Genomic DNA, 19,000 nt, shown 5'->3' on the forward strand with positions numbered 1-19,000 from the left:
CGCCCCGGCCTCACGCAGGAGCCCCGCGCGGGCTTTTTCACGCCCCCGCCCAGGGTTCGCGCCCCAGCCCCTGCGTGGGAACACTGGGGGCATGGCTGGCAACTTCTTCGACCAATTCGACCCCTCCACTGCGCGCCCCGAGGGCAAGGGTGGCGGGAATTTCTTTGACCAGTTCGACCCCTCGACGGCAAAGCCTGCGCCGGCCGGAGGCACCTTCTCCGACCTCGGCAAGTCCGTAAAGGCTGGCGTCCAGCGGCTGCCGGGCATGGTCACAGGGCTGGCAGACCTGCCTATCGCCCTGGCCACTGGTAAGCGTCCCGTCTCGGCGGCGGCCGATGCGCTGGGTGAGGCCACTGGGTTCCAGCCGGGCAAGTGGGCAGACGAGACGAAGTTCTCTCCAGCTTACGAGGCCGGGCGCCAGAACGTGGACGAGGCCTGGAAGGATGGCTCGGCCGGCGACATCGCGCTGGCCTACCTTAAGAACCCTGCGTACACCGCGAACCAGGTGGCCGAGTCGCTGCCTTCGATGGTCGCGGGCGGCGCCCTGGGACGTGCGGCCATGGGCGCTGGCTCAGTGGCAGCCAAGGCTGCCAACGCCGCCACGGGTACAGCGGCACGCGCGGCCACTCCCGGCGTGCTGGCGCGCACCGTGGGCGAGAAGTGGGCCGCGCCTGTGGCAGCAGGTATCGGCGAGGGCGTAGTCACCGCCGGCCAGCAGATGGAGCAGGCCACGGGCGAGGACCAGCAGCGCAATGCTGTGGCGGCCCTGGGCGCTGGCGCGCTGACGGGCGCCATCGGCGTGGGCGCCGGCCGGGTGGCCAACCGCCTGGGCCTGGAGACGGCCGAGACGGCCATGGCCAAGATCGGCACGGGCGCGACGACGGAGGTGCCGCTTTCGGCCAAGCGCCGCATCCTGGGCGGCATGGTGTCCGAAGCGGTGCTGCAGGAACTGCCCCAGTCGGCCCAGGAGCAGATGTGGCAGAACTATGCCGATGGCAAGCCGCTGATGGAGGGCGTCGCCCGGGCCAGCACGGAAGGCGCGATTGCCGGGGGCGTGATGGGCGCTGGCGCCAACGTGAGCGGCGGGGCGAACCGTCGCGCCCGTCAGGCCGACCAGCAGGGCCGCCAGCGCGCGGAGGACGCCGCTGCCAGTGCCAACCAGCTGGCCGAAGAGGCGAGCATCCAGAACCTGGCCGGCCAGCCGGTCAACCCCGTGGACCTGGGCGCACCCGCGAATTTCGAGGACCTGGTGACTTCCAGGCCACAGGCAGAGCCCGACCCCTACACAGCATGGGACCAGCAGGTGCAAGCCGGCGCGCGTGCCGCGCAGCCTGGTGCTGCTGCTCCTGCAGAGGCTGCTGGCCCGGCTGTGGACCCCTTCACGGACTGGGACGAGCAGAACGCTGCGGTGCGTGAGTTCCTGGGCCGCCCGCAGGATGGCGCCCAGCAGCGCCCCGACTACCTTGCCGAAGTCCAGGCCGCCGTGCGCAGCGGCACGCAGTTCTCCACCCAGCAGACGGTGGACACGGTGCGCGATGCCATGGAAGACGCCTGGCTGGCCCAGAACGTGGGTGCTGATCCTGCTGGTGCGCCAGCCCCTGGTGCTGGTCTGCAGGCGGCTGATGCCATGGGCGTGCAGCTGCAGGGCGAGTTCCAGCAGGCCAGCGACGATGCCGGCATTGCTGCCGTGGACGCCCGCGTGCGCACGGGCCGCATCCTGTCCGGGCTGCAGAACCTGCTGGATGGCGGGGCCGAGAACAGTGCCCAGGTGCTGGGCGGCCTGAACGAGGGCCTGGCCCGCATCAACGAGCAGCCGCTGGACACCGCCGAGACGCAGCGCGTGCGCCGCATGGTGGATGCCTACATGGGGTTCCGGGGTGTGGGCGAGCCTGCGCCTCTGCCGGCCGACCGCGCGCCAGCGGTGGACCCGTTCGCAGACAACGCAGCCATGGAGGCGCTGATTCCCCAGCGCCCGCTGCAGCGCCCGTCCGAGCGCATGGGAATCAACCCGGCAGACGGCCCGCTGTCGCGCGGCGCGGCCATGGCTGTGGATGCCGGCTTCGACGCCACCCAGCAGGCCGCCCTGCAGGCCCAGGAGATCGCAAATGCCCAAGGTGCCCAGGCACAGGCTGCCGCCGTGGCCGCCCCAGCAGCCATTCCCCCAACCGGACCCGGCGCCCTGGAAGCCCCTGGGCCTGGCCCCCTGACCCAAACCACAGGAGCGACCTTTGCCCCGCAAGCCGATCAAGCCCAGCAAGCTGGCGCGCAACCTCCGCAAGCAACTGGAGCGCCAGGCGCGCCGGCTGCTGGTGCTGCTGCAGCGCAGGAAGGTCTGACCAATGCCAGCACCACGACTTTCAACGATGGCGCGCAAGGCGGCCCGGCGCCAGGCGCGCAAGGACAAGCGCAGGCGGCAGCAGCCCGCCCGGCCAACTGGCGATCCAGCTCGCTTCCTGCCGGCCGCGTGGCCCGGAGTCTGGGAATAGATCCCAAGGGCAAGAGGCTGGCGCAGATCCTGGCTGAGGTGGATGCAGCGGATGCCGCGCGCGCTGGGCAGCAGCAGGCCGGCGGCGCGGACCTGTCGGCTGGGCAGATTGATCGGGAGTGGAGCGCCTTTGCTCCGGAGACGGGAACCTTGGGCGTGCCGCGCGCACAGATGCCGCAGATCCGCGCGGAGCATCGCGGTGCTCTGGCCAACTTCCTCAAGGCGCGGGGCATCGACAGCAAGGCGGCAGAGATGCCTGCTGGCGACCTGAAGCCCACGCAGGCAGAGTTCTCGCCTGCTCGTGTCGAGCAAGCGCGCCAGCGCCAGGGCGGCGACCGCTCTATCCTGGTTTCGTCTGACGGCTATGTCGTGGATGGTCACCATCAGTGGCTCGCGCGCCGCGCCGACGGCAAGCCGGTGAGCGTTATCCGGCTGGATGCCCCCATCCAGGAAGTGCTGGCACAGGTGGCTGAGTTCCCCAGCACGTCCAATGCTGGCGGGGCAACTGCTCCTGCGGAGGCTCAGCAGTTCAGCCGCAACATGCCCGAGGAGCTGGCCCGGGAGATCCGCAAACTGCGCCCGCCGGTCTCCGCCGCCACGAACGCCTCCGTGCGCCAGGCCGTGAACCAGCTGGTGGGCGGCATGGGCGTGCTGCCCAACAGCCTGGGCCGCATCGTGGTCACGACCTCCGACGACATCCGCGACAACTGGGAGCCGCTGATCGGCCCCGTGGCCATGGGCGCGGAGGGTGGTGGCAAGGCCCAGGGCTTCTACGACCCCAACACCAAGACCGTGTTCATCATCTCGGACCACATCGTGGCCGGCGACGAGCTGGGCGTGGTGGCGCACGAGCTCATGCACAAGCACGGGCCTGCGGTGCTGGGCGAGGAGGGCTGGAACCAGTTGCATGGCGCTATCGGCGGCTGGGCCAATGCGCCAGAAGGCAGCCTGGAGCGGCAGGTCTACAACGAGGCCGCCGCCCGAGTGCAGGCCTCCGGCCCCGAGCTGTCCACCCAGGAACTGTTCCCCTACGCCGTGCAGGTCGCCCTGGAGATGGGCGTGCGCCCGAGCCCCCTGGCCAAGCCCGGCACCGTGGCGCGCTGGCTGGACCAGGTGCGCAAGGCACTGCGCCAGGCCTGGGCCAAGATCACCGGCAACCGCAGCGACTTCGCCAGCCAGGACCTGGTGAACCTGGCCTTCGGCATCGCGCAGCGGGAGAATCCCGCCTTCTCCGGCGAGCTGGACGGCGCTGCCACTGCCCAGGAGGCACCCAGCCCAGCCGCAGCCCCGGCGGCACCGGCACCGGCGCCCGCGCCAGCGCCTGCCCGCCAGGACGTGCAGTTCAGCCGGGCCGCGCCGGCCGCACCCACGGCCAGCGACTACACCGCCGAGCAGGCCCGCGCGGCAGAGCATGCCTTCGGCGTCCAGGTGAAGCAGACCTGGGCAGAGCGGGCGCAGGCCATGCGCCAGAACTTCGGCACGCGGCTGCGCCAGGGCCTGGTCGATCAGTTCGCCCCCATCAAGGAAGTCAGCGAGAAGGCCTACATCCTGGCGCGCCTGTCCAAGGGCAGCGACGGTGCGGTGGAGGCGGCGCTGCTCTACGGCAAGCCCTACCTGCGCGACGGCGTGGCCGACGTGGACATCAAGGACGGCGGCTTCGCCAACGTGCTGGCCAGCCTCAAGGGCGAGCACGACCGCTTCTTCCAGTGGGTGGCCGCCCAGCGTGCCCAGCGCCTGAAGGCCGAGGGCAAGGAGAACCTGCTGACCGACCGCGACATCACGGCCCTGCGCTCGCTGGACGCTGGCCGCATGGCCGATGGCACGGCGCGCATGCCGCTGTACGCCGCGGCGCTGCGGGAGCTGAACGCCTTCAACGAGGCCAGCCTGAAGGTGGCGCGAGACTCGGGCCTGATCGACCAGGCCGCCTACGACCTCATGAAGGACCAGCCCTATGTACCGTTCTACCGCCTCATGGAGGAGGACGGCGGCATGCGCGGCCCGCGCTTCAGCTCCGGGCTGGTGAACCAGCAGGCCTGGAAGAAGCTCAAGGGCGGGACGCAGCAGCTCAACGCCGACCTGTTGCAGAACACGCTCATGAACTGGAGCCACCTGTACGCTGCTGCTGCGCGCAACCGCGCCTCCCTGGAGACCATGGACGCGGCCGAGAAGATGGGCGCTGCCGAGCGCGTGCCCGCCGACACCAAGGGGTCGGTGAAGGTCATGCGCAACGGCGTGGCCGAGCACTGGGCCATTGAGGACCCGCTGCTGGTCGATGCTATCTCGGCCATGAGCTACACGCCCGGCGGAATCGTCAAGGCCATGGCGCCGTTCAAGCGCCTGCTCACCTTCGGTGTGACGGTGAACCCCACCTTCAAGATCCGCAACCTGATCCGCGACAGCCTCTCGGCCATCGCGCAGAGCGACCTGAGCTACAACCCACTGGAAAACGTCGCCAAGGGCTGGAAGGCCACGGCCAAGGACAGCCAGACCTATGCGTCCATGCTGGCCGGCGGCGGCATCATCAAGTTCGGCACGCAGGAGAACACCAACCAGCTGCGCGGGCAGATCGAGCGCCTGGGCGGCACCATGCTGGACAAGCAGGGCTTCGACAAGCTCAAGGACCAGATGCGCTCGCTGTGGGAGGTGTACGAGGAATTCGGCGACCGCACCGAGAACGTGAACCGCACGGCGCTGTACGAGCGCCTGCGCGCCAAGGGCCTGAGCCATGCCGAGGCCAGCTTCCAGGCCCGGGACCTGATGGACTTCAGCATGTCCGGCAAATGGGAGACGGTGCGTTTCCTGGCCCAGACCGTGCCATTCCTGAACGCCCGCCTGCAGGGCCTGTACAAGCTGGGCCGCGCAGCCGGCGAAGACCCGCGCCGCTTCGCCGCCATGGCCGGCGCCGTGTCGCTGGCCAGCCTGGGCCTGCTGGCCGCCTACGCCGATGACGACGACTGGAAGAAGCGCGAGGACTTCGACCGGGACAACTTCTGGTGGTTCAAGATCGGCGACAAGGCCTTCCGCATTCCCAAGCCCTTCGAGGTGGGCGCCATCGGCACGGTGGCCGAGCGCACGGCCGAGCTGATGATGAGCGAGGAGATGACGGGCAAGCGCTTCGGCCAGCGCATCAGCGACATGGTGTTCAACACCTTCGCCATGGACCCCACGCCCCAGGCCATCAAGCCCTTCCTGGACGTCTACGCCAACAAGGACAGCTTCAGCGGCCGGGCCATCGAGGGCATGGCCGACGAGCGCCTGCGCCCGCAGGACCGCTACAACGAGCGCACTTCGGAGGTGGCGCGTCTGCTGGGCTCCTGGGGGCTGCCGGACCCGGTGCGCCTGGCCAAGGGCGAATACTCGGGCCTGAGCCCGAAACAGGTGGACTTCCTCCTGCGCGGGTACTTCGGCTGGCTGGCCACGGTCAGCACCACGGCCACGGACACCATTGCGCGCCCGATGCTGGACCGAGGCGAGCGCCCGTCCATGCGCCTGCGCGATACCTTCCTGGCCGGCAACTTCGTGGAGGAACTGCCCACGGGCTCCAGCCGCTACGTGACCACCATGTACGAGCAGGCCAAGGGCGTGGAGCAGGCCTGGGCCAGCCACCAGGCCGCGATCAAGTCGGGCGACATCGAGCTGGCGCGCAGCATCCAGGAAGAGGAGGGGCCGAAGCTGCGCAACCGTATGGCCATCAACGCCGCCAAGCAGCAGATGGCTGAGCTGGGCCAGCGCGCAAAGAAGATCGAGGGAGACCGGCTCATGACCGGCGAGATCAAGCGCGAGCGACTGACGCAGATCGAGCAGCAGCGCAACGCCATCGCGCAGCGCGTGGCTGGCCTCACAGACTGATGGCGCCGCGCCGGATGAACTGCCAGATGAAGCCCACGACGCCGAGCCCGATGATGATCAGCCAGTAGGTCTCGATCATCGAGCGGCGCTCGTCGGGCGTGGTGAGCTTGAAGAAGAGCACGGCTGCGATCACGAGCAGCCAGAAGATGATGCCGGGCATGCTGAGCATCGTAGGCGGGGCGGCGATGACTGCCAATCCCGTCCGCCCGGCATGTGCACTCTCAAGGCCCTTTTGGGGTAGGTGCTTTCTCCTTTGCTTCGATCTTTTCCTGATTTGATCGAATCACTGCATCAATCTTTTCTGCCGATTTTGCCTCGATGAATTTCTTTTTCATGCTCTCCTCCTTCTGTCTGGATTGGGCACGTCCTATCACTTTTGCAGATATTGGGCCGGTACGCTTTTTTGCTGTATCGATGATTTCAGGGAGTTCCATTGGTTGTGCGTTTTCCACAATATCCAATGCATCCTTTTCGCTTCCATTAAGAATCGCTTTATCCAAATCACTGACAGTGCTCATTGTGTCGATCTCCTTGGTGCAAATGTAGCAGCCCCCGCCCAGGGTTCGCCCAAATAGCGCACTCTCGAGAGACTGCAGTCCATGGCTGCAATCCGCTCCTTCCGAGGCTTGAACAACGTCACCGACCCGCTGCGGCTCGGCCTGTCGTGGTTCGTGCGCGCCGACAACGTCGATGTGACGGAATCGGGCGGGGTGGAGCGGCGTGCCGGGTATGCGCTGGCCCAGGCTGGCGCACCGACTGGCATCTACGCCACCAAGGATGAGACCCGCCTGTATGTGATTGACGGCGGCGAGCTGCGCCAAGTCCTGGACGACATGACCGTGCGCCTCTTGGCGCAGGGCCTGGGCCCCGATGCGTATTGGACCGAGATCAACGACCAGGTGCTGTACGTGGCTGGGGACGCGGCCGGGATCATCACTGCCGAGGGCGAGGTGCTGCCCTGGCGCCTGGCCGTGCCGGCCGAGCCGCGCGTGGTGGTGGGCGAGGGTGGCCAGTTGCCGGCGGGCCAGTACCGTGTCTGCGCCACCTTCATACTTCCGGATGGCCGGGAGACGCCTGCCAGCACGGCAGCCGAGGTCTTGGTGGAGCAGGGCGCTGCGCTGCAGATCAGCGGCATCGAGCAGTTGCCCGGCTGCGTGACGCGCGTCTACGTGGCGCCGGCGGACAGCACTGCATTTCAGCTTGCCTTTGGCGATGCCGGCCCGGCTGCGGTCTGGGCACAGCCGCCCGAGGCGCTGGGTCAGGAGCTGCTTACCGATGGGCTGGATCCGCTGCCCGAGGGCGTGGACGTGATCGCCGAGTGGCGCGGCCGCATCTATGCCGCCCAGTACCTGCCCGATGACGACAAGACCGTGGTCTGGCGCAGTGAGCCGCTGGCGCCGCACCTGTGGAATCTCTCCGAAGGCTTCTTCATGGTGCCGGGCAAGGTTTTGGCCCTGGCGCCGAACGACGCCGGCCTGGTGGTGGCCACCGATCGCGCCATGCATGCCTACGCGCCCGAGGGCCTGGTCCTGCTGGCCAGCTACGGCACGGTGCCGGGCCTGCCCTGGGCGCTGGACGGCAAGCGCACTTTGATCTGGTCGCAGCGCGGCCTGTGCCAGTTCCCCGAATTCACCAACCTGACCGCCTCGCGCGTGAGCGTGGCACCCGGCCTGCAGGCTGGCGCGGCCGTGCTCGAGGTCGACGGCCAGACCCGTTTCCTTGCCTGCCTGCACGCGGGCGGCACTCCCTTCAATTCCAACCGACGTGAGGTATCGCCATGACTCTCAAACTCTCCACGGCCCTGCGCAATGCGCAGGCTGGCACTACGGGCTTTGCCGGCGCGCTCAATGGCGGCTGCATCCTGGTCTACAGCGGACCGCAGCCCGTCACCGCTGATGCTGCGCCCACGGGTACGCTGCTCGGCCGCGCCACGTTGAACGGCGACCCCTGGGTTGCGGGTTCGCCCACGAATGGCCTGGTCCTGGACACGCCGGCCAATGGCGGCGTGCTCAAGCCGGCATCGGCGGTCTGGAAGTTCACCGGCCTGGCCGCCGGCACCATCGGCTGGTTCCGGTTCGTCGGCAACGGAGCAGACGATGGCTCCGCATCGGTGCTGCTTCCCCGCGTTGACGGTGCTGCGGCAGTGGGTTCGGGCGAAGGCAAGTTCTCAACGCTCACTGTGGTGGTTGGCCAGCCCATCACCATCGATTCGTTCTCGTACATGATCCCGGCGCAGTAAGGCGTGAGGGGCCAGGCCATGGGCACGGAGCGCGAACACCTGCTGCTGGGCGGCGCCGAGGAGGCCAAGCTGCTGCCCTTCGCGCGCGGCCGCGTTCGCACGCTGCGGGCTGCAGGGTTTCGGCACATCACCCAGCGCTACGAGCTCCTGGATATGCTGGTGCGCGTGACCATCGCTGGCGATGACGCATGGATCGAGATCCAGGGCGGGCGCTGGGACTATCTGGTCTGGCCGACGAGCCTGGACCATGGCCTGGGCGTGCACCAGAAGGATGGCCAGGAGATCTCGCCCTTGTGCGCCATGACCCTGAATGCCTCGGACAAAGGGCTGCGCCGCAAGGAGAACGTGGATCTGCTGGCGGGGCCGCACGACTGGATCAGCGACGACTACAAGGACGTGCTGACCTATGACCATGGCAACGGCTTCCGGTATGCGATCACTGGAGCCCAGCATGCAGGCAGCGGTACCAAAGCAGAGATCTTCCGCAACGGCGCGCGGATCAAGGTGTCTCGTGGCGTCAGCGGCTGCGCCATCTTCAAGGCCTCGCTGCCCCAGGGCAGCACGGCGAAGTATTTGGTTCACGCTGCCTACGAGGCCGGGGCCAGCGGCACCATCGGGGATCAGCAGGTGGTGCTCTATCGTGTGGACCCCAAGATCAAGGACGACGACGGCCTGGCGCACACCGAAGAGTTCGCACGCTGGGAAGTGCCCGCCGACATGGAGCTGGCGATCACGCAGCCGATCTTCTTTGACGGGACCGGCACTCACTGCATCACGATGCTGGAGACGCTGACACGGGAAGTCGTGGGCGGCGTGGAGGTGTTCAGTTTCGGGAAGCCTCGATATGCGTTGCGTGGCACGCTGGCGCGTGACGGCAATGGTGATTTGGGTGCCCAGTTTGAATTGGGGCTGCTGGTCTCCACGCCCGACGAGCCCTTCACCAGCGTCAACGAGCAACGGCACAACCCTGCCGATTCATCCTATTTTCCAGGGAGCTTGGCCAACGACTTCCACGATGCCGAGAACTACCCGATAGACGAATTCAACACCTTCGCGCGGTCCAACAGCAGCTCGTCGGGGTACTCGCGCACGCGAACCACCGAGCGAGTCGTTCACATCCTGGGGCTGGATATGGCCCCTGATGGGACGGAACTGCTGGTTGAACGCGTCCGCTTTTCCGAATCGCTGAGCTATGCCGAGGAAGTGGAAAAGAGCCAATTCCAGTACACGCACTATTACAACGGCGGCGTGTTTCCGGCGGTGGAGCATTACACCGGCAGTGGATCTTTCAGCAACGTTTACAGCGCTGGCTCCACAAGCAAGACCACCGAGACCATCACGGTCAACGGGCAGGCACTGATGTCGCTTGAACTTGCCAGCGACTTCAACGATGTGACTCGGACTCGCCAATGGGCGTACACATATTCCCAGGCGTATCCCGCGCCAAACCCCCCACCTGCTACGGTGAGCACGACTGAGTCATCAAGTTCCAGCCGGCAAACGGTGAGCCTGAGAGACATCGATGGGCGCTGGAATGCACTGGCGGCAGTGACGGCGCAATACACGCAGCCTTTCAACGGAACCGACCTCGTGCCGTATTCCGTGAGGGTGCAGGCGCGGTGCCAGGATGATCTGTTTGGGCGCGACATTTTCACAGGGCATGTGAGGCTGCCGCCACCGAGCATGAGCACGGACACGATGCACTACCGCAGCATCGCGGTGCGCCGGCCCGGCGAGTTCGTGATTTGCTGTTCGCCAGCAGGCGCGGTGCACCGCGAACCGCCTCTTTCGACGTTCTATGACGAACTGGCCCTGACCGGGACGCCTGACCGCGAACCGCTGATTGCCATGCGGCGCAAGGGCAAGGTCATCACTCCCGGTCCCGACAAATTCACGCTGGGCGACGAGGCCGGTTTCCGGCTCGATCCCGTACACCTTCTCTGAGCACAACCATGGCCGAACTTGCCGGATACGCGTACCTCAGTCGCGCAGAGAGCTATTACTCGCCCCCGGGTGACCCGGAAACCTGGCAGGCCCAGGTGCATGTCTATGAGGTGTATGCCGACGGCTCCACTGTCTACTTGGGTGTGGCGCTCTACAAGGCATCCCAGCAGGATTACCTGGGCCTGCGATTTGGATATCGTCCAGAGCCGGACATCAACAATCCGGCTTACGAGGGGTACTACGACCTTGATCCCGTAGCGCTCCGGCACATCATGCTGCCGCCCGAGCGCGTGCGGTCCTTCTACTACAAGACCAACGAAACGGGCGCTGCGTTGCAGGCGGACCCAGACCAGTACGATCTTGGCGGACTGATCCCGGACCCTGCTACCGAATACATGGTTTGGTGTCATTGGGACGCACCTGATGAAGTGGGCGACTTTCCGCGGCCAGCACGGGTGGCCGTCCTGTTGCCGCTGGTCCCTGGACTCTGGCAGGGCATGGGCGTCACTGAGGACTGGCACCGTGCTGCTTTTGCGTCGGATTACGCAGAAGAGATCCTGAACGAGATCGAGCTCGTTTGCCCCACCCCGGTGCTGGATATGGTGGTCACGGTCGAAGGTCTCGCGCGGTTCGACCTGATCGCACCAATGGCGCGGGCCGAGTTTCATGCTGGGGTGCGTGTCGAGCTGGTGGCGCCTGCCGCGCGCGTGGCGCTGACAGGATCGGATGCCTCGAACCGCATTGAGCTGGTGGCGCCTGCCGCTGTGGCAGCGCTTGAGGGCGGCGCCCAGGTGCAGCTTGTCGCGCCGACTCCCGTCATGAGCCTGCAGGCCACGGTCAGCGAACTCGCGCGTATTGAGCTGGTTTGCCCCGTGCCGCAGGCCCTGCTCGAAGCGACGGTGGAGGGCTTGGCGCAGATCGCGCTCATGGCGCCGGCGGCGCGCGTCGATTTCGTGGGAGGCGCCCGCATCGAGTTGCTGGCCCCGGCCGCCGTTGTGAGCCTGGAGGCCACCACCGAAGGGCTGGCGCAGATCCAGCTGGTGTGCCCCATGCCCGTGGTGCAACTGGAAGCCGATGGCGAGGCCACGGCCAGCTTTGACCTGGTGGCGCCCGCGGCGATTGCCGGCGGCTGGGCCGACATCGTGCTCGTTGCGCCGGTCGCGCGTGCCTTGCTGATGGCCACGGCCGAGTTGCCAGTGGTGCACGAGGCATACGCGATCAACCTGCGCACCAGCCTGGAGACCGGCGGCAACGAGGTCACGCGCTACACGGCTTTCCCGTTTACGCGGATCGTGCGCTGGCGCGGCCGCTATGTGGCCATGGCCGCAGACGGGCTGTACTTCCTCGGCGGCGACACGGACGCCGGCCAGCCCATCGCCTGGCATCTGCACACCGGCACAACGGACTTCGGCACCGCGCAGCGCAAGGCCTGGATCAGCTGCTACGTCGGCGGCCGCATGCCGCCCTGCAGCCGCTTTGTGGTGGTTGCTGGCGAGCGGTGCCAGGAGCGCTATCCCTACGACACCCCGCGCGGCGCCAGCGCCCAGAACTACCGCCAGAAGTTCGGCAGGGGGCTGGATGCCAGGTACTACGCACTGGAGTTGTCCGGCCGCGGCGCGCTGACCATTGATGACCTCGAAGCCGAGGTCGTGAACAAGACACGGAGGATCTGACCATGGCATCGGTAGAGGAAATCATCGACGACCAGCGGGGCTTTGCGGCCGAAGTGCTGGCGGACTCGCGCCAGGCGCTGCAGGACGTGAGCAACATGATCACGGGCATCGGCTACCTGCAGCCTGACCCGCAGTTGGACCCCATCGACCAGCCGCTGGAGCCACCGGTGCTCCAGCCCGTCCCCGAGTTTGCCGGCGTTGATTTCCAGCTGCCCCAGGCCCCGGGCGCCGCGCCGCAGTTCCAGGACATCGGTCCCATCGACATCAGCGGGCTGCCGGTCGCCACGGCGGTGGTGCCGACCATCGTGATGCCCTCTGCGCCGTCTGCCCTGGCGGACTTCTCCATCTCTGCGCCCTCGATCAACACGAGCTATGAGTTCCCGGACCCGCCTGACCAGCTCATCAACCCACTGATACCCGAGCCGCAGATCCAGGACCGGGCAGCGCCTGACAAGCCCACCATCGTGCTGCCGGTGTTCGATGCTGCAGCGCCCGTGTTCGACGCCGAGGCGCCCACGGATCTGGCGGTGCAGTTGGAGACCACACAGCGTGGTGCCAGTGCCGCGATGATGTCGGTGCTGGACGGCCAGCTCGACGCCATGCTGGCTAGGTACTGCCCGCGCTACCACTCCAGCATGGAGACGATGGAGCTGCGTCTCTCCCAACTGATGGCTGGCGGCTCTGGCTTCAGCGGCGATGCTGAGCGCGCGGTGATCGAGCGGGCCAAGGATCGCCACCTGGGCGAGTATCGGCGCGTGCGTGATGCGGCCTGGGCCGACGCCGCAGACCGCGGCTATACCCTGCCGCCGGGCGCGCTGATGTCGGCGGCTGCAAAGGCGCGCCAGGCGGCCGCCGACAACCTTGCACGCGCCAATGTCGAATTGGTGGTGAAGCAGGCGGAGATGGAGCAGGCCAACCTGCAGTTCGCCATCAGCACCTCGCTGAACCTGCGCCAGTCCGTGCTCGCTGCCATGCTCAGCTACCACGGCAACCTGGTGCAGATCAACGGGCAGGCGCTGGAGCATGCCAAGGCTGTGGTCGGCATGGTGGTCGAGACCTACAACATTGCTGTCAAGGCCTTCGGCGCCAAGCTGGAAGCCTGGCGTGCGCAGGTCGCGCTGTACGAGGTGCGGCTCAAGGGCGCGATGGCGGCCATCGACCTGTACAAGGCCGAGGTCGATGCGCTGCAGGCGCTGACCCAGGTGGACATGGCCAAGGTCAACGTTTACCGCGCCCGCATGGAGTCGCTGCAGTCGCTGGCGAACGTCTATCGGGCCCGCATCGATGCCATCGTCAGCCGCGCCGGGCTGGAGAAGCTCAAGCTGGAACTGTTCCAGGCCCAGGTGCAGACACGCGCCACCGAGGTCCAGTCCAAGGCCACCGAGTGGACAGGCTACCGCGCCGCCCTGGAAGGCCAGGAACTGCAGGTGCGCGTGTACGACGCCCAGGTTCGGGCAGACGGCCAGGCCATCCAGACCTATCGAGCCGGCATCGACGCCAAGGTTGAGGTCGTGCGTGCCGCCGCGATCACCAACGACTCCCGGGCCCGGGTGCATGAGATGGCACTGCGCGAGTACGGGCAGATCGTGGCTGCACGTGGCGAGTTGGCGCGCACGCAACTCGAAGGTGATCGCCAGAAGCTCATGGCCTACCAGGCCAGCACGGCCGCCGCCGTCAGCTATGCACAGATGGCCGCCATCTTCTACCGCTCCAAGGCGGATGTGAACGTGAGTTACGCCGATGCACGCATGCGCGCCCAGACCGTGCAGCAGTCGAGCATGCAGAGCATGCAGGCCGCCATCACGCAACTGGCCGCTGCCAACGCCAACACACACAGCCAAGTGGCGGGTCAGGCCATGGCCGGGCTGAACTCCGTGGCCATCAAGAGCAGCGACGGCTGACCGCGCCCCCGGCTAGGGTTCGCCCCCGAGCGCGCCCGCCGGGACACTGCGGGGCATGACAACCCCGGCCTGCCTCGACTTCACCATCTACCAGGGCGCGACCTTCCGCGCACCCTTGGAGCGCGTGACCGTTCCGTATCCGGTGCGAGAGGAATGCGGCCAGCTGGTGAAGGCCTGTAGCGGCGAGCCGGTGCCCGATGCCGACAAGGTGCCAGAGGACTACACCGGCTGCACGGCCCGCATGCAGCTGCGGCGCGAGATCGATGACCCGGAGGTGCTGCTGGAGCTGAGCACAGCGACCGGTGGCATCGAGCTGGACGGCCCCTGGCTGCGCCTGCTGATGACGGCAGAGCAGACCGCAGCCTTTGTGTACGGCGCTGTTGCGCCCGGCTGGACCTCCTGCATTGGCCAGATCGAGATCACGCGCCCCAGCGGTGACGTGGAGCGGCAGTACGAGCTGCACTTCGCCCTGTACCCGGAGGGCACCCGGTGACCACCGTCGTCTCGTCCGAACCCTCGGCCGCCGTCATCGAGCGGCAGACCTCGGTGGTGGTGACGCGCGAGGGCGGCAAGACCCATGTGGTTCAGCAGCCGGCGCCGCCACAAGTCGTGGTGACCCGAGGCATCCCCGGCCCCGAGGGCAAGCGCGGCCCGGTGGGCCCAGCAGGCGACGCCATCACGGTCAAGGTCGGCCCATCCCCCATCAGCGGCCACAGCGTTGTGGCCTGCAACGCCCAGGGCGAGCTCATCGCCGCCGACTCGACCATTCCCTCGCACCGGGGCGCCGTCCTCGGCGTGGTGGCCGACGCATACAGCCCCGGCGACGACGCTGTAGTGCAGACCGGCTTTGTGCTGGAGCACAGCGGCTGGACCTGGGCGCCAGGCCCGGTGCTGGTCGGGCTGGCCGGCCAACTGGCCCAGGCCCCGCCTGCTGGCGCGCTATTCGCCCAGGTCATCGGCCAGGCGCTGTCCGCCACCCGCATCCTCATCGACATCAACCCACCCATCACCCTTGCTTGAATAGGAGGCCACCATGGCTGCAAAGAAACTTCTCCGCTTCGTCGGCAACGCCATCACCGAGGTGTTTGGCGTGCAGGCATCCACAGGCGCCGCAAATGCTGGCGATATCGTCTCCCTGGACGATTCCGGGCGCTTGGACATGAGCATGATGCCGGTTGGCATGGGTGCTGACACAGCTGTCATTGCCTCCAGCGAGGCTCTCGCAGCAGGCGACTTCGTGAACATCTGGAACAGCACCGGCGCGAAGGTCCGCAAGGCCGATGGCACGGTGGCCGGCAAGGAGGCCCACGGCTTTGTGCTGGCCGCAGTGACCAGCGGAGCGAACGCTACGGTGTATTTCGAGGGCACCAACACCCAGGTGTCTGGTCAGACGGCAGGCCCCGTGTTCCTGCAGACTACGGCCGGCATGGCTGGCGCCACCGCGCCCAGCGCGGCGGGCAACGTGGTGCAGCGCCTGGGCATCGCCATCAGCGCCACGGCCATCAACTTCGAATCCGGCGTCCCGGTGGTGCTCGCGTAAGCCATGGCTCAACGTCGCCCTGTCGTCCTTATCAATGGCGCTCTGCGGGAGCTGCCAGTGGGGGATGTGCTACCCGCGCGAATCTTGGGCCCTGGCCTGAAGACGCCGTTTTTCGAGAGCGGCGTTTGGACCGCGCCACAAGACGGCATCATTGTTGTGCGTGCAATGTCGGCAGGTGGATCGGGCGCACTCACAAATTCCACAGGCACGGCTGGCACCGGCGGCTATTCCGGCGCATGGGGAATGAAGCTGCTGCGCGTTGTGAAGAATGACGTTGTGACGGTCACCATCGGAGCGGGTGGAGCCGCTGTACTTGCGACTGGCAACGGCAATGCAGGGGGCAACACCACAATCACCGTGCAGGGCGTTACGTACACCTTGCCCGGTGGCCCGGCTGGCATCTACTCTGCGTCTGGAGTGCCCAACGTACCTGACGGCGCGGCGCTACCCGCCGGCTGGGACATTGGGGCCGGATGCGTGAAGCCCGGCGCCATTGCATCTGGTCGAACGGGCGGGGCTGGCGTGGACATCCTGCGTCTTGGCAACAATGCAACAACATCGGGTAGCAGCGCATATAGCGGGGGAGGGGGCACGGGAGGGCCATCTCCCGGAACAAGAGGAGGCGGTGCAATGCCCAATGGCGCAGATGCCACGGGTCTGCTTGCGACGAATGCGGGAGCGAATGTCGACGCCAGCGATGGCGGTTGGCTGATCAGTTTTTACGGGGGTAGTGGGGGCGGCACAAGCAACGGCGGTAACGGTGGTGGCGGCGCCGGGAGCACATCAGGTACTGGTGGTTCAGGCGGCAACGGCGGCGGTGGCGGAGGGGGAGGTGCTGCCGGTGGACCGGGGGGGCTGGGAGGCGGCGGCGGAGCGTGCACGTCGCCCAGCGTGTCCGCGCGCGGGGGGAATGGCTACGCCTGCATCGAGTTCATCACAGATTTAGGAGTGTCCTGATGCCTGTGATCGAAATCGTGGACGGTGCGGGCAAAGCCGTGGACCGCATCCTTGCAACCCCAGAGATTGCAGAGCAGCTGCATCCCGGGGCTTGGCGCCTTTCCCCTGAGCCGGCTCCTGATGATGTGGCCAGCCCTACGCACGAGGTGCCCCGCTGGGCCGGCCGCTTGGCGCTCAAACGCCATGTGCTGGAGCAGGGAGACTTGGTGGTGCTGGCCCCTGACGATGCCAGCCCCGAGGGCAACCTGCTGGCGCGTGTGCTGGCGTGGCGCGAGACGCTGCCTGCCGGGGAGCTGCTGGACCGGGTGGATGCCGTGCTCAACGATGCCAAGGACTGGCTGCGCGACAGCGAGACCGTTGCGGCGGTTGCTCAGGTCCTGGGCCTGACAGCAGAGCAGGTGGACTCGCTGTTCGTCTGGGCAGCCGCGCAGCGGGCGTAGGCCCCCGTGTAGGGTTCGCCAGCGCGGCCCGGCCCCGGAATCATCGGGGCCATGAAGAAACACCTCGTATCCCTGCTCGCGCTGATGGGCATCCACCAGCACCTGAGCGCAGAGCAGCGGCAGGACATTGCCGGCGCCATCATGCAGGCCACGCCGGGCGCCGCCGCGACCGGGGTGTTCAAGGTCTGGGGCCTGCCGTTGAGCGACTGGCTCGTCGTCGCGTCCCTGGCCTTCATTGCGCTGCAGGCCGGCTATCTGGTCTGGAAGTGGCGCCAGGACTACCAACGGGCCCAGCAGCGGCAGCGCCTCGCGCAGTTGGCCGGCCTGAAGCCGGAGCCCGAAACAGACTGGGGCGCGCCATGAGCACGGCCCGCATGCCAGCCGCAGGCCTGGGCATTGGCGCGGCCATTCTCGCGGCCTGGATTGCCGCAGAAGGCTTCAGCGCAGATCCGATCATCCCGGTTCGCGGCGATGTGCCCACCATCGGCCACGGCACCACTCGCTACGAGGACGGCACGCGCGTGACCCTGGCTGACCCGCCCATCACCCGCGAACGGGCGCGCGAGCTGGCCATCAACCTGCTGGAGCAGCAGTACGGCGCCTGCGTGCGTGATTCGCTGGGTGACACGCGGGTGCACCCGGCCGAGTTCGCCCAGGCGGTGGACTTCGCAGGCCAATACGGCTGCGGGGCCTGGCGCGGCTCCTCGATGCTGGCGCGCACACGGGCTGGGGACTATGCCGGAGCCTGCAATGCCTACCTGGCCTATCGCTACATGACCAGCGCCCAGCCCCTGCAGGGCTACAGCGCCTACCAGTGGGATAAGGCAGGCCTCCCGAAACGCTGGCGCTACGACTGCAGCACGCCCGGCAACAAGATTTGCCGCGGCGTCTGGACCCGTCAACAGGCGCGGCACGCCGCGTGTATGGAGGTCCGATGAAATCTCTTCTGATCGGAGCCGCTGCGGTCCTGGCCGGCTGCACCGTGGTCCCGGCTGGCTCTGCGCTGCAGGCCTGCCGCGTGGTCGAAATCGCGGCGGCTGAGGCCGAGATGGCGCCGGCCTGGTACATCAGCGCGGGCCAGGTGCTGGAGCGATGTGGCGTGCCAGAGGCCCGCGAGCGCGCCGAGCAATCGGCATGCGCGGCCGAACGTCGCAACGGCTACGACTGCGAGGCCCAGCCATGAACGCTCTCTGGATCGCAATGTGGTGGTACTGGTGGAGGGCGTCATGAAATCAACGCTAATGAAGTGGGCCGCGACGGCCCTTTTTGTGACCTGGGAAGCTGGCTTGCGCGTGCGCGGCTGGGCCCGGAGAAAGGGGTGGTGGAAGCGATGATCAGCCCCGTGCAAATCATCATTGCCGCGCTGACCCTGGGCAATCTGCTGATAGGCTGGGCCTGGCTGTCCGCGCGCGACGATGCGGTGACGGCCCGCGCCGAGCTGGCGAGCATGCAGCAGCAGCGCGACGGCGCGCGCCAGGCGGCGCAGGCCTGTAGCGACGCGACCGAGGCCCTGGGCGCGGTGGCTGCGCAGCGCGCGGCCGAGGCAGCGCCGGCCCGTGCCGCTGCCGCTGGCCAGGCCCAGGCACTCAATGCCCGCGCCGACTACACGCTGTCCCGCCAACCCGCGCCTGGCGACAGCTGCGCCGCGCTCCAGGTCCTGGGCGCAGACTGGTTGAAGGGGAGGGCCAAGCCATGATGCGTGCCATCCTGCTGCTGGGCGCGCTGGCCCTGGCTGGCTGCGGCTCCGTGCCGCGCGTCGAGGTCCAGGAGGTCAAGGTGCCCGTGCCCGTGGAGTGCCGCGAGCCCATCCCGGACAGGCCTGCCATGCCCACGGAGACCCTGGCCGATGATGCCGACCCCTTTGAGCTGCTGCGCGCTGCCCTGGCCGAGATCGACCGCCGCGAAGGCTACGAGGTGCGGATCCTGGCCGCGCTGATTGCGTGCACGCGGCCAATCAGGCCGTAGGCGCCGG

At 67.5% G+C, this 19,000-nt stretch carries 17 protein-coding genes; 15 read left to right on the forward strand and 2 right to left on the reverse strand.

What is annotated here, in order from left to right; genetic code table 11:
* Nucleotides 1-91: 91 nt before the first annotated feature.
* Nucleotides 92-6,334, forward strand: a complete 6,243-nt coding sequence (locus U6958_RS12325) for an LPD38 domain-containing protein (RefSeq protein WP_244160565.1) — start codon at nt 92-94, stop codon at nt 6,332-6,334.
* Here U6958_RS12325 and U6958_RS12330 read toward each other — a convergent pair.
* Nucleotides 6,324-6,494, reverse strand: coding sequence for a hypothetical protein (locus U6958_RS12330; protein ID WP_167368430.1), 171 nt, complete (start codon nt 6,492-6,494; stop codon nt 6,324-6,326). The two genes, U6958_RS12325 and U6958_RS12330, sit on opposite strands and share 11 nt — an antisense overlap.
* Nucleotides 6,495-6,555: 61 nt before the next feature.
* On the reverse strand, nt 6,556-6,852 hold the full coding sequence (locus U6958_RS12335; protein WP_143044685.1) for a hypothetical protein: 297 nt from the start codon (nt 6,850-6,852) through the stop codon (nt 6,556-6,558).
* A gap of 81 nt (nt 6,853-6,933) precedes the next feature.
* Here U6958_RS12335 and U6958_RS12340 point away from each other — a divergent pair, with 81 nt between their 5' ends.
* The 14 genes from U6958_RS12340 to U6958_RS12405 all read left to right on the forward strand — a co-directional run bounded on the left by U6958_RS12340 (nt 6,934) and on the right by U6958_RS12405 (nt 18,993).
* Nucleotides 6,934-8,115, forward strand: coding sequence for a hypothetical protein (locus U6958_RS12340; RefSeq protein WP_143044684.1), 1,182 nt, complete (start codon nt 6,934-6,936; stop codon nt 8,113-8,115).
* Nucleotides 8,112-8,573: a hypothetical protein gene (locus U6958_RS12345; protein WP_052155296.1), complete on the forward strand. Its 462-nt coding sequence runs from the start codon at nt 8,112-8,114 to the stop codon at nt 8,571-8,573. Before U6958_RS12340 ends, U6958_RS12345 begins: the two co-directional genes overlap by 4 nt.
* 18 nt (nt 8,574-8,591) lie before the next feature.
* Entirely contained in the window at nt 8,592-10,517 is a 1,926-nt protein-coding gene (locus U6958_RS12350; protein ID WP_074923690.1) for a hypothetical protein, read from the forward strand.
* A gap of 8 nt (nt 10,518-10,525) precedes the next feature.
* Complete coding sequence (locus U6958_RS12355; protein WP_143044683.1) at nt 10,526-12,190, forward strand: hypothetical protein; 1,665 nt, start codon at nt 10,526-10,528, stop codon at nt 12,188-12,190.
* A 2-nt stretch (nt 12,191-12,192) separates the two neighbouring features.
* The gene (locus tag U6958_RS12360) at nt 12,193-14,091 is read left to right on the forward strand and encodes a hypothetical protein (RefSeq protein WP_074923688.1); all 1,899 of its coding nucleotides are present in this window, start codon (nt 12,193-12,195) and stop codon (nt 14,089-14,091) included.
* Between the two features lie 55 nt (nt 14,092-14,146).
* Nucleotides 14,147-14,584 (forward strand): hypothetical protein, encoded by a 438-nt coding sequence (locus U6958_RS12365; protein WP_074923687.1) that lies wholly within the window; start codon nt 14,147-14,149, stop codon nt 14,582-14,584.
* The gene (locus U6958_RS12370) at nt 14,581-15,111 is read left to right on the forward strand and encodes a hypothetical protein (protein ID WP_074923686.1); all 531 of its coding nucleotides are present in this window, start codon (nt 14,581-14,583) and stop codon (nt 15,109-15,111) included. The genes U6958_RS12365 and U6958_RS12370 overlap by 4 nt, the downstream gene beginning before the upstream one ends.
* Nucleotides 15,112-15,124: 13 nt before the next feature.
* A complete protein-coding gene (locus U6958_RS12375; RefSeq protein ID WP_074923685.1) occupies nt 15,125-15,631 on the forward strand; it encodes a hypothetical protein in 507 nt (168 codons plus the stop codon).
* Between the two features lie 956 nt (nt 15,632-16,587).
* Nucleotides 16,588-17,028, forward strand: coding sequence for a hypothetical protein (locus U6958_RS12380; RefSeq protein WP_244160564.1), 441 nt, complete (start codon nt 16,588-16,590; stop codon nt 17,026-17,028).
* A gap of 51 nt (nt 17,029-17,079) precedes the next feature.
* Nucleotides 17,080-17,391 (forward strand): hypothetical protein, encoded by a 312-nt coding sequence (locus tag U6958_RS12385; RefSeq protein ID WP_074923684.1) that lies wholly within the window; start codon nt 17,080-17,082, stop codon nt 17,389-17,391.
* Nucleotides 17,388-17,966: a glycoside hydrolase family protein gene (locus tag U6958_RS12390; protein ID WP_074923683.1), complete on the forward strand. Its 579-nt coding sequence runs from the start codon at nt 17,388-17,390 to the stop codon at nt 17,964-17,966. Before U6958_RS12385 ends, U6958_RS12390 begins: the two co-directional genes overlap by 4 nt.
* Nucleotides 17,963-18,211 carry a hypothetical protein gene (locus U6958_RS12395; protein WP_074923682.1) on the forward strand — a complete coding sequence of 83 codons (249 nt, stop codon included), beginning with the start codon at nt 17,963-17,965 and terminating at the stop codon, nt 18,209-18,211. The genes U6958_RS12390 and U6958_RS12395 overlap by 4 nt, the downstream gene beginning before the upstream one ends.
* Nucleotides 18,212-18,370: 159 nt before the next feature.
* A complete protein-coding gene (locus tag U6958_RS12400) occupies nt 18,371-18,724 on the forward strand; it encodes a hypothetical protein (RefSeq protein ID WP_404997201.1) in 354 nt (117 codons plus the stop codon).
* Entirely contained in the window at nt 18,721-18,993 is a 273-nt protein-coding gene (locus U6958_RS12405; RefSeq protein ID WP_074923681.1) for a hypothetical protein, read from the forward strand. Before U6958_RS12400 ends, U6958_RS12405 begins: the two co-directional genes overlap by 4 nt.
* Nucleotides 18,994-19,000: the final 7 nt, after the last annotated feature.

Source organism: Delftia lacustris (assembly GCF_040267515.1).
Taxonomy (GTDB): Bacteria; Pseudomonadota; Gammaproteobacteria; order Burkholderiales; family Burkholderiaceae_C; genus Comamonas; species Comamonas tsuruhatensis.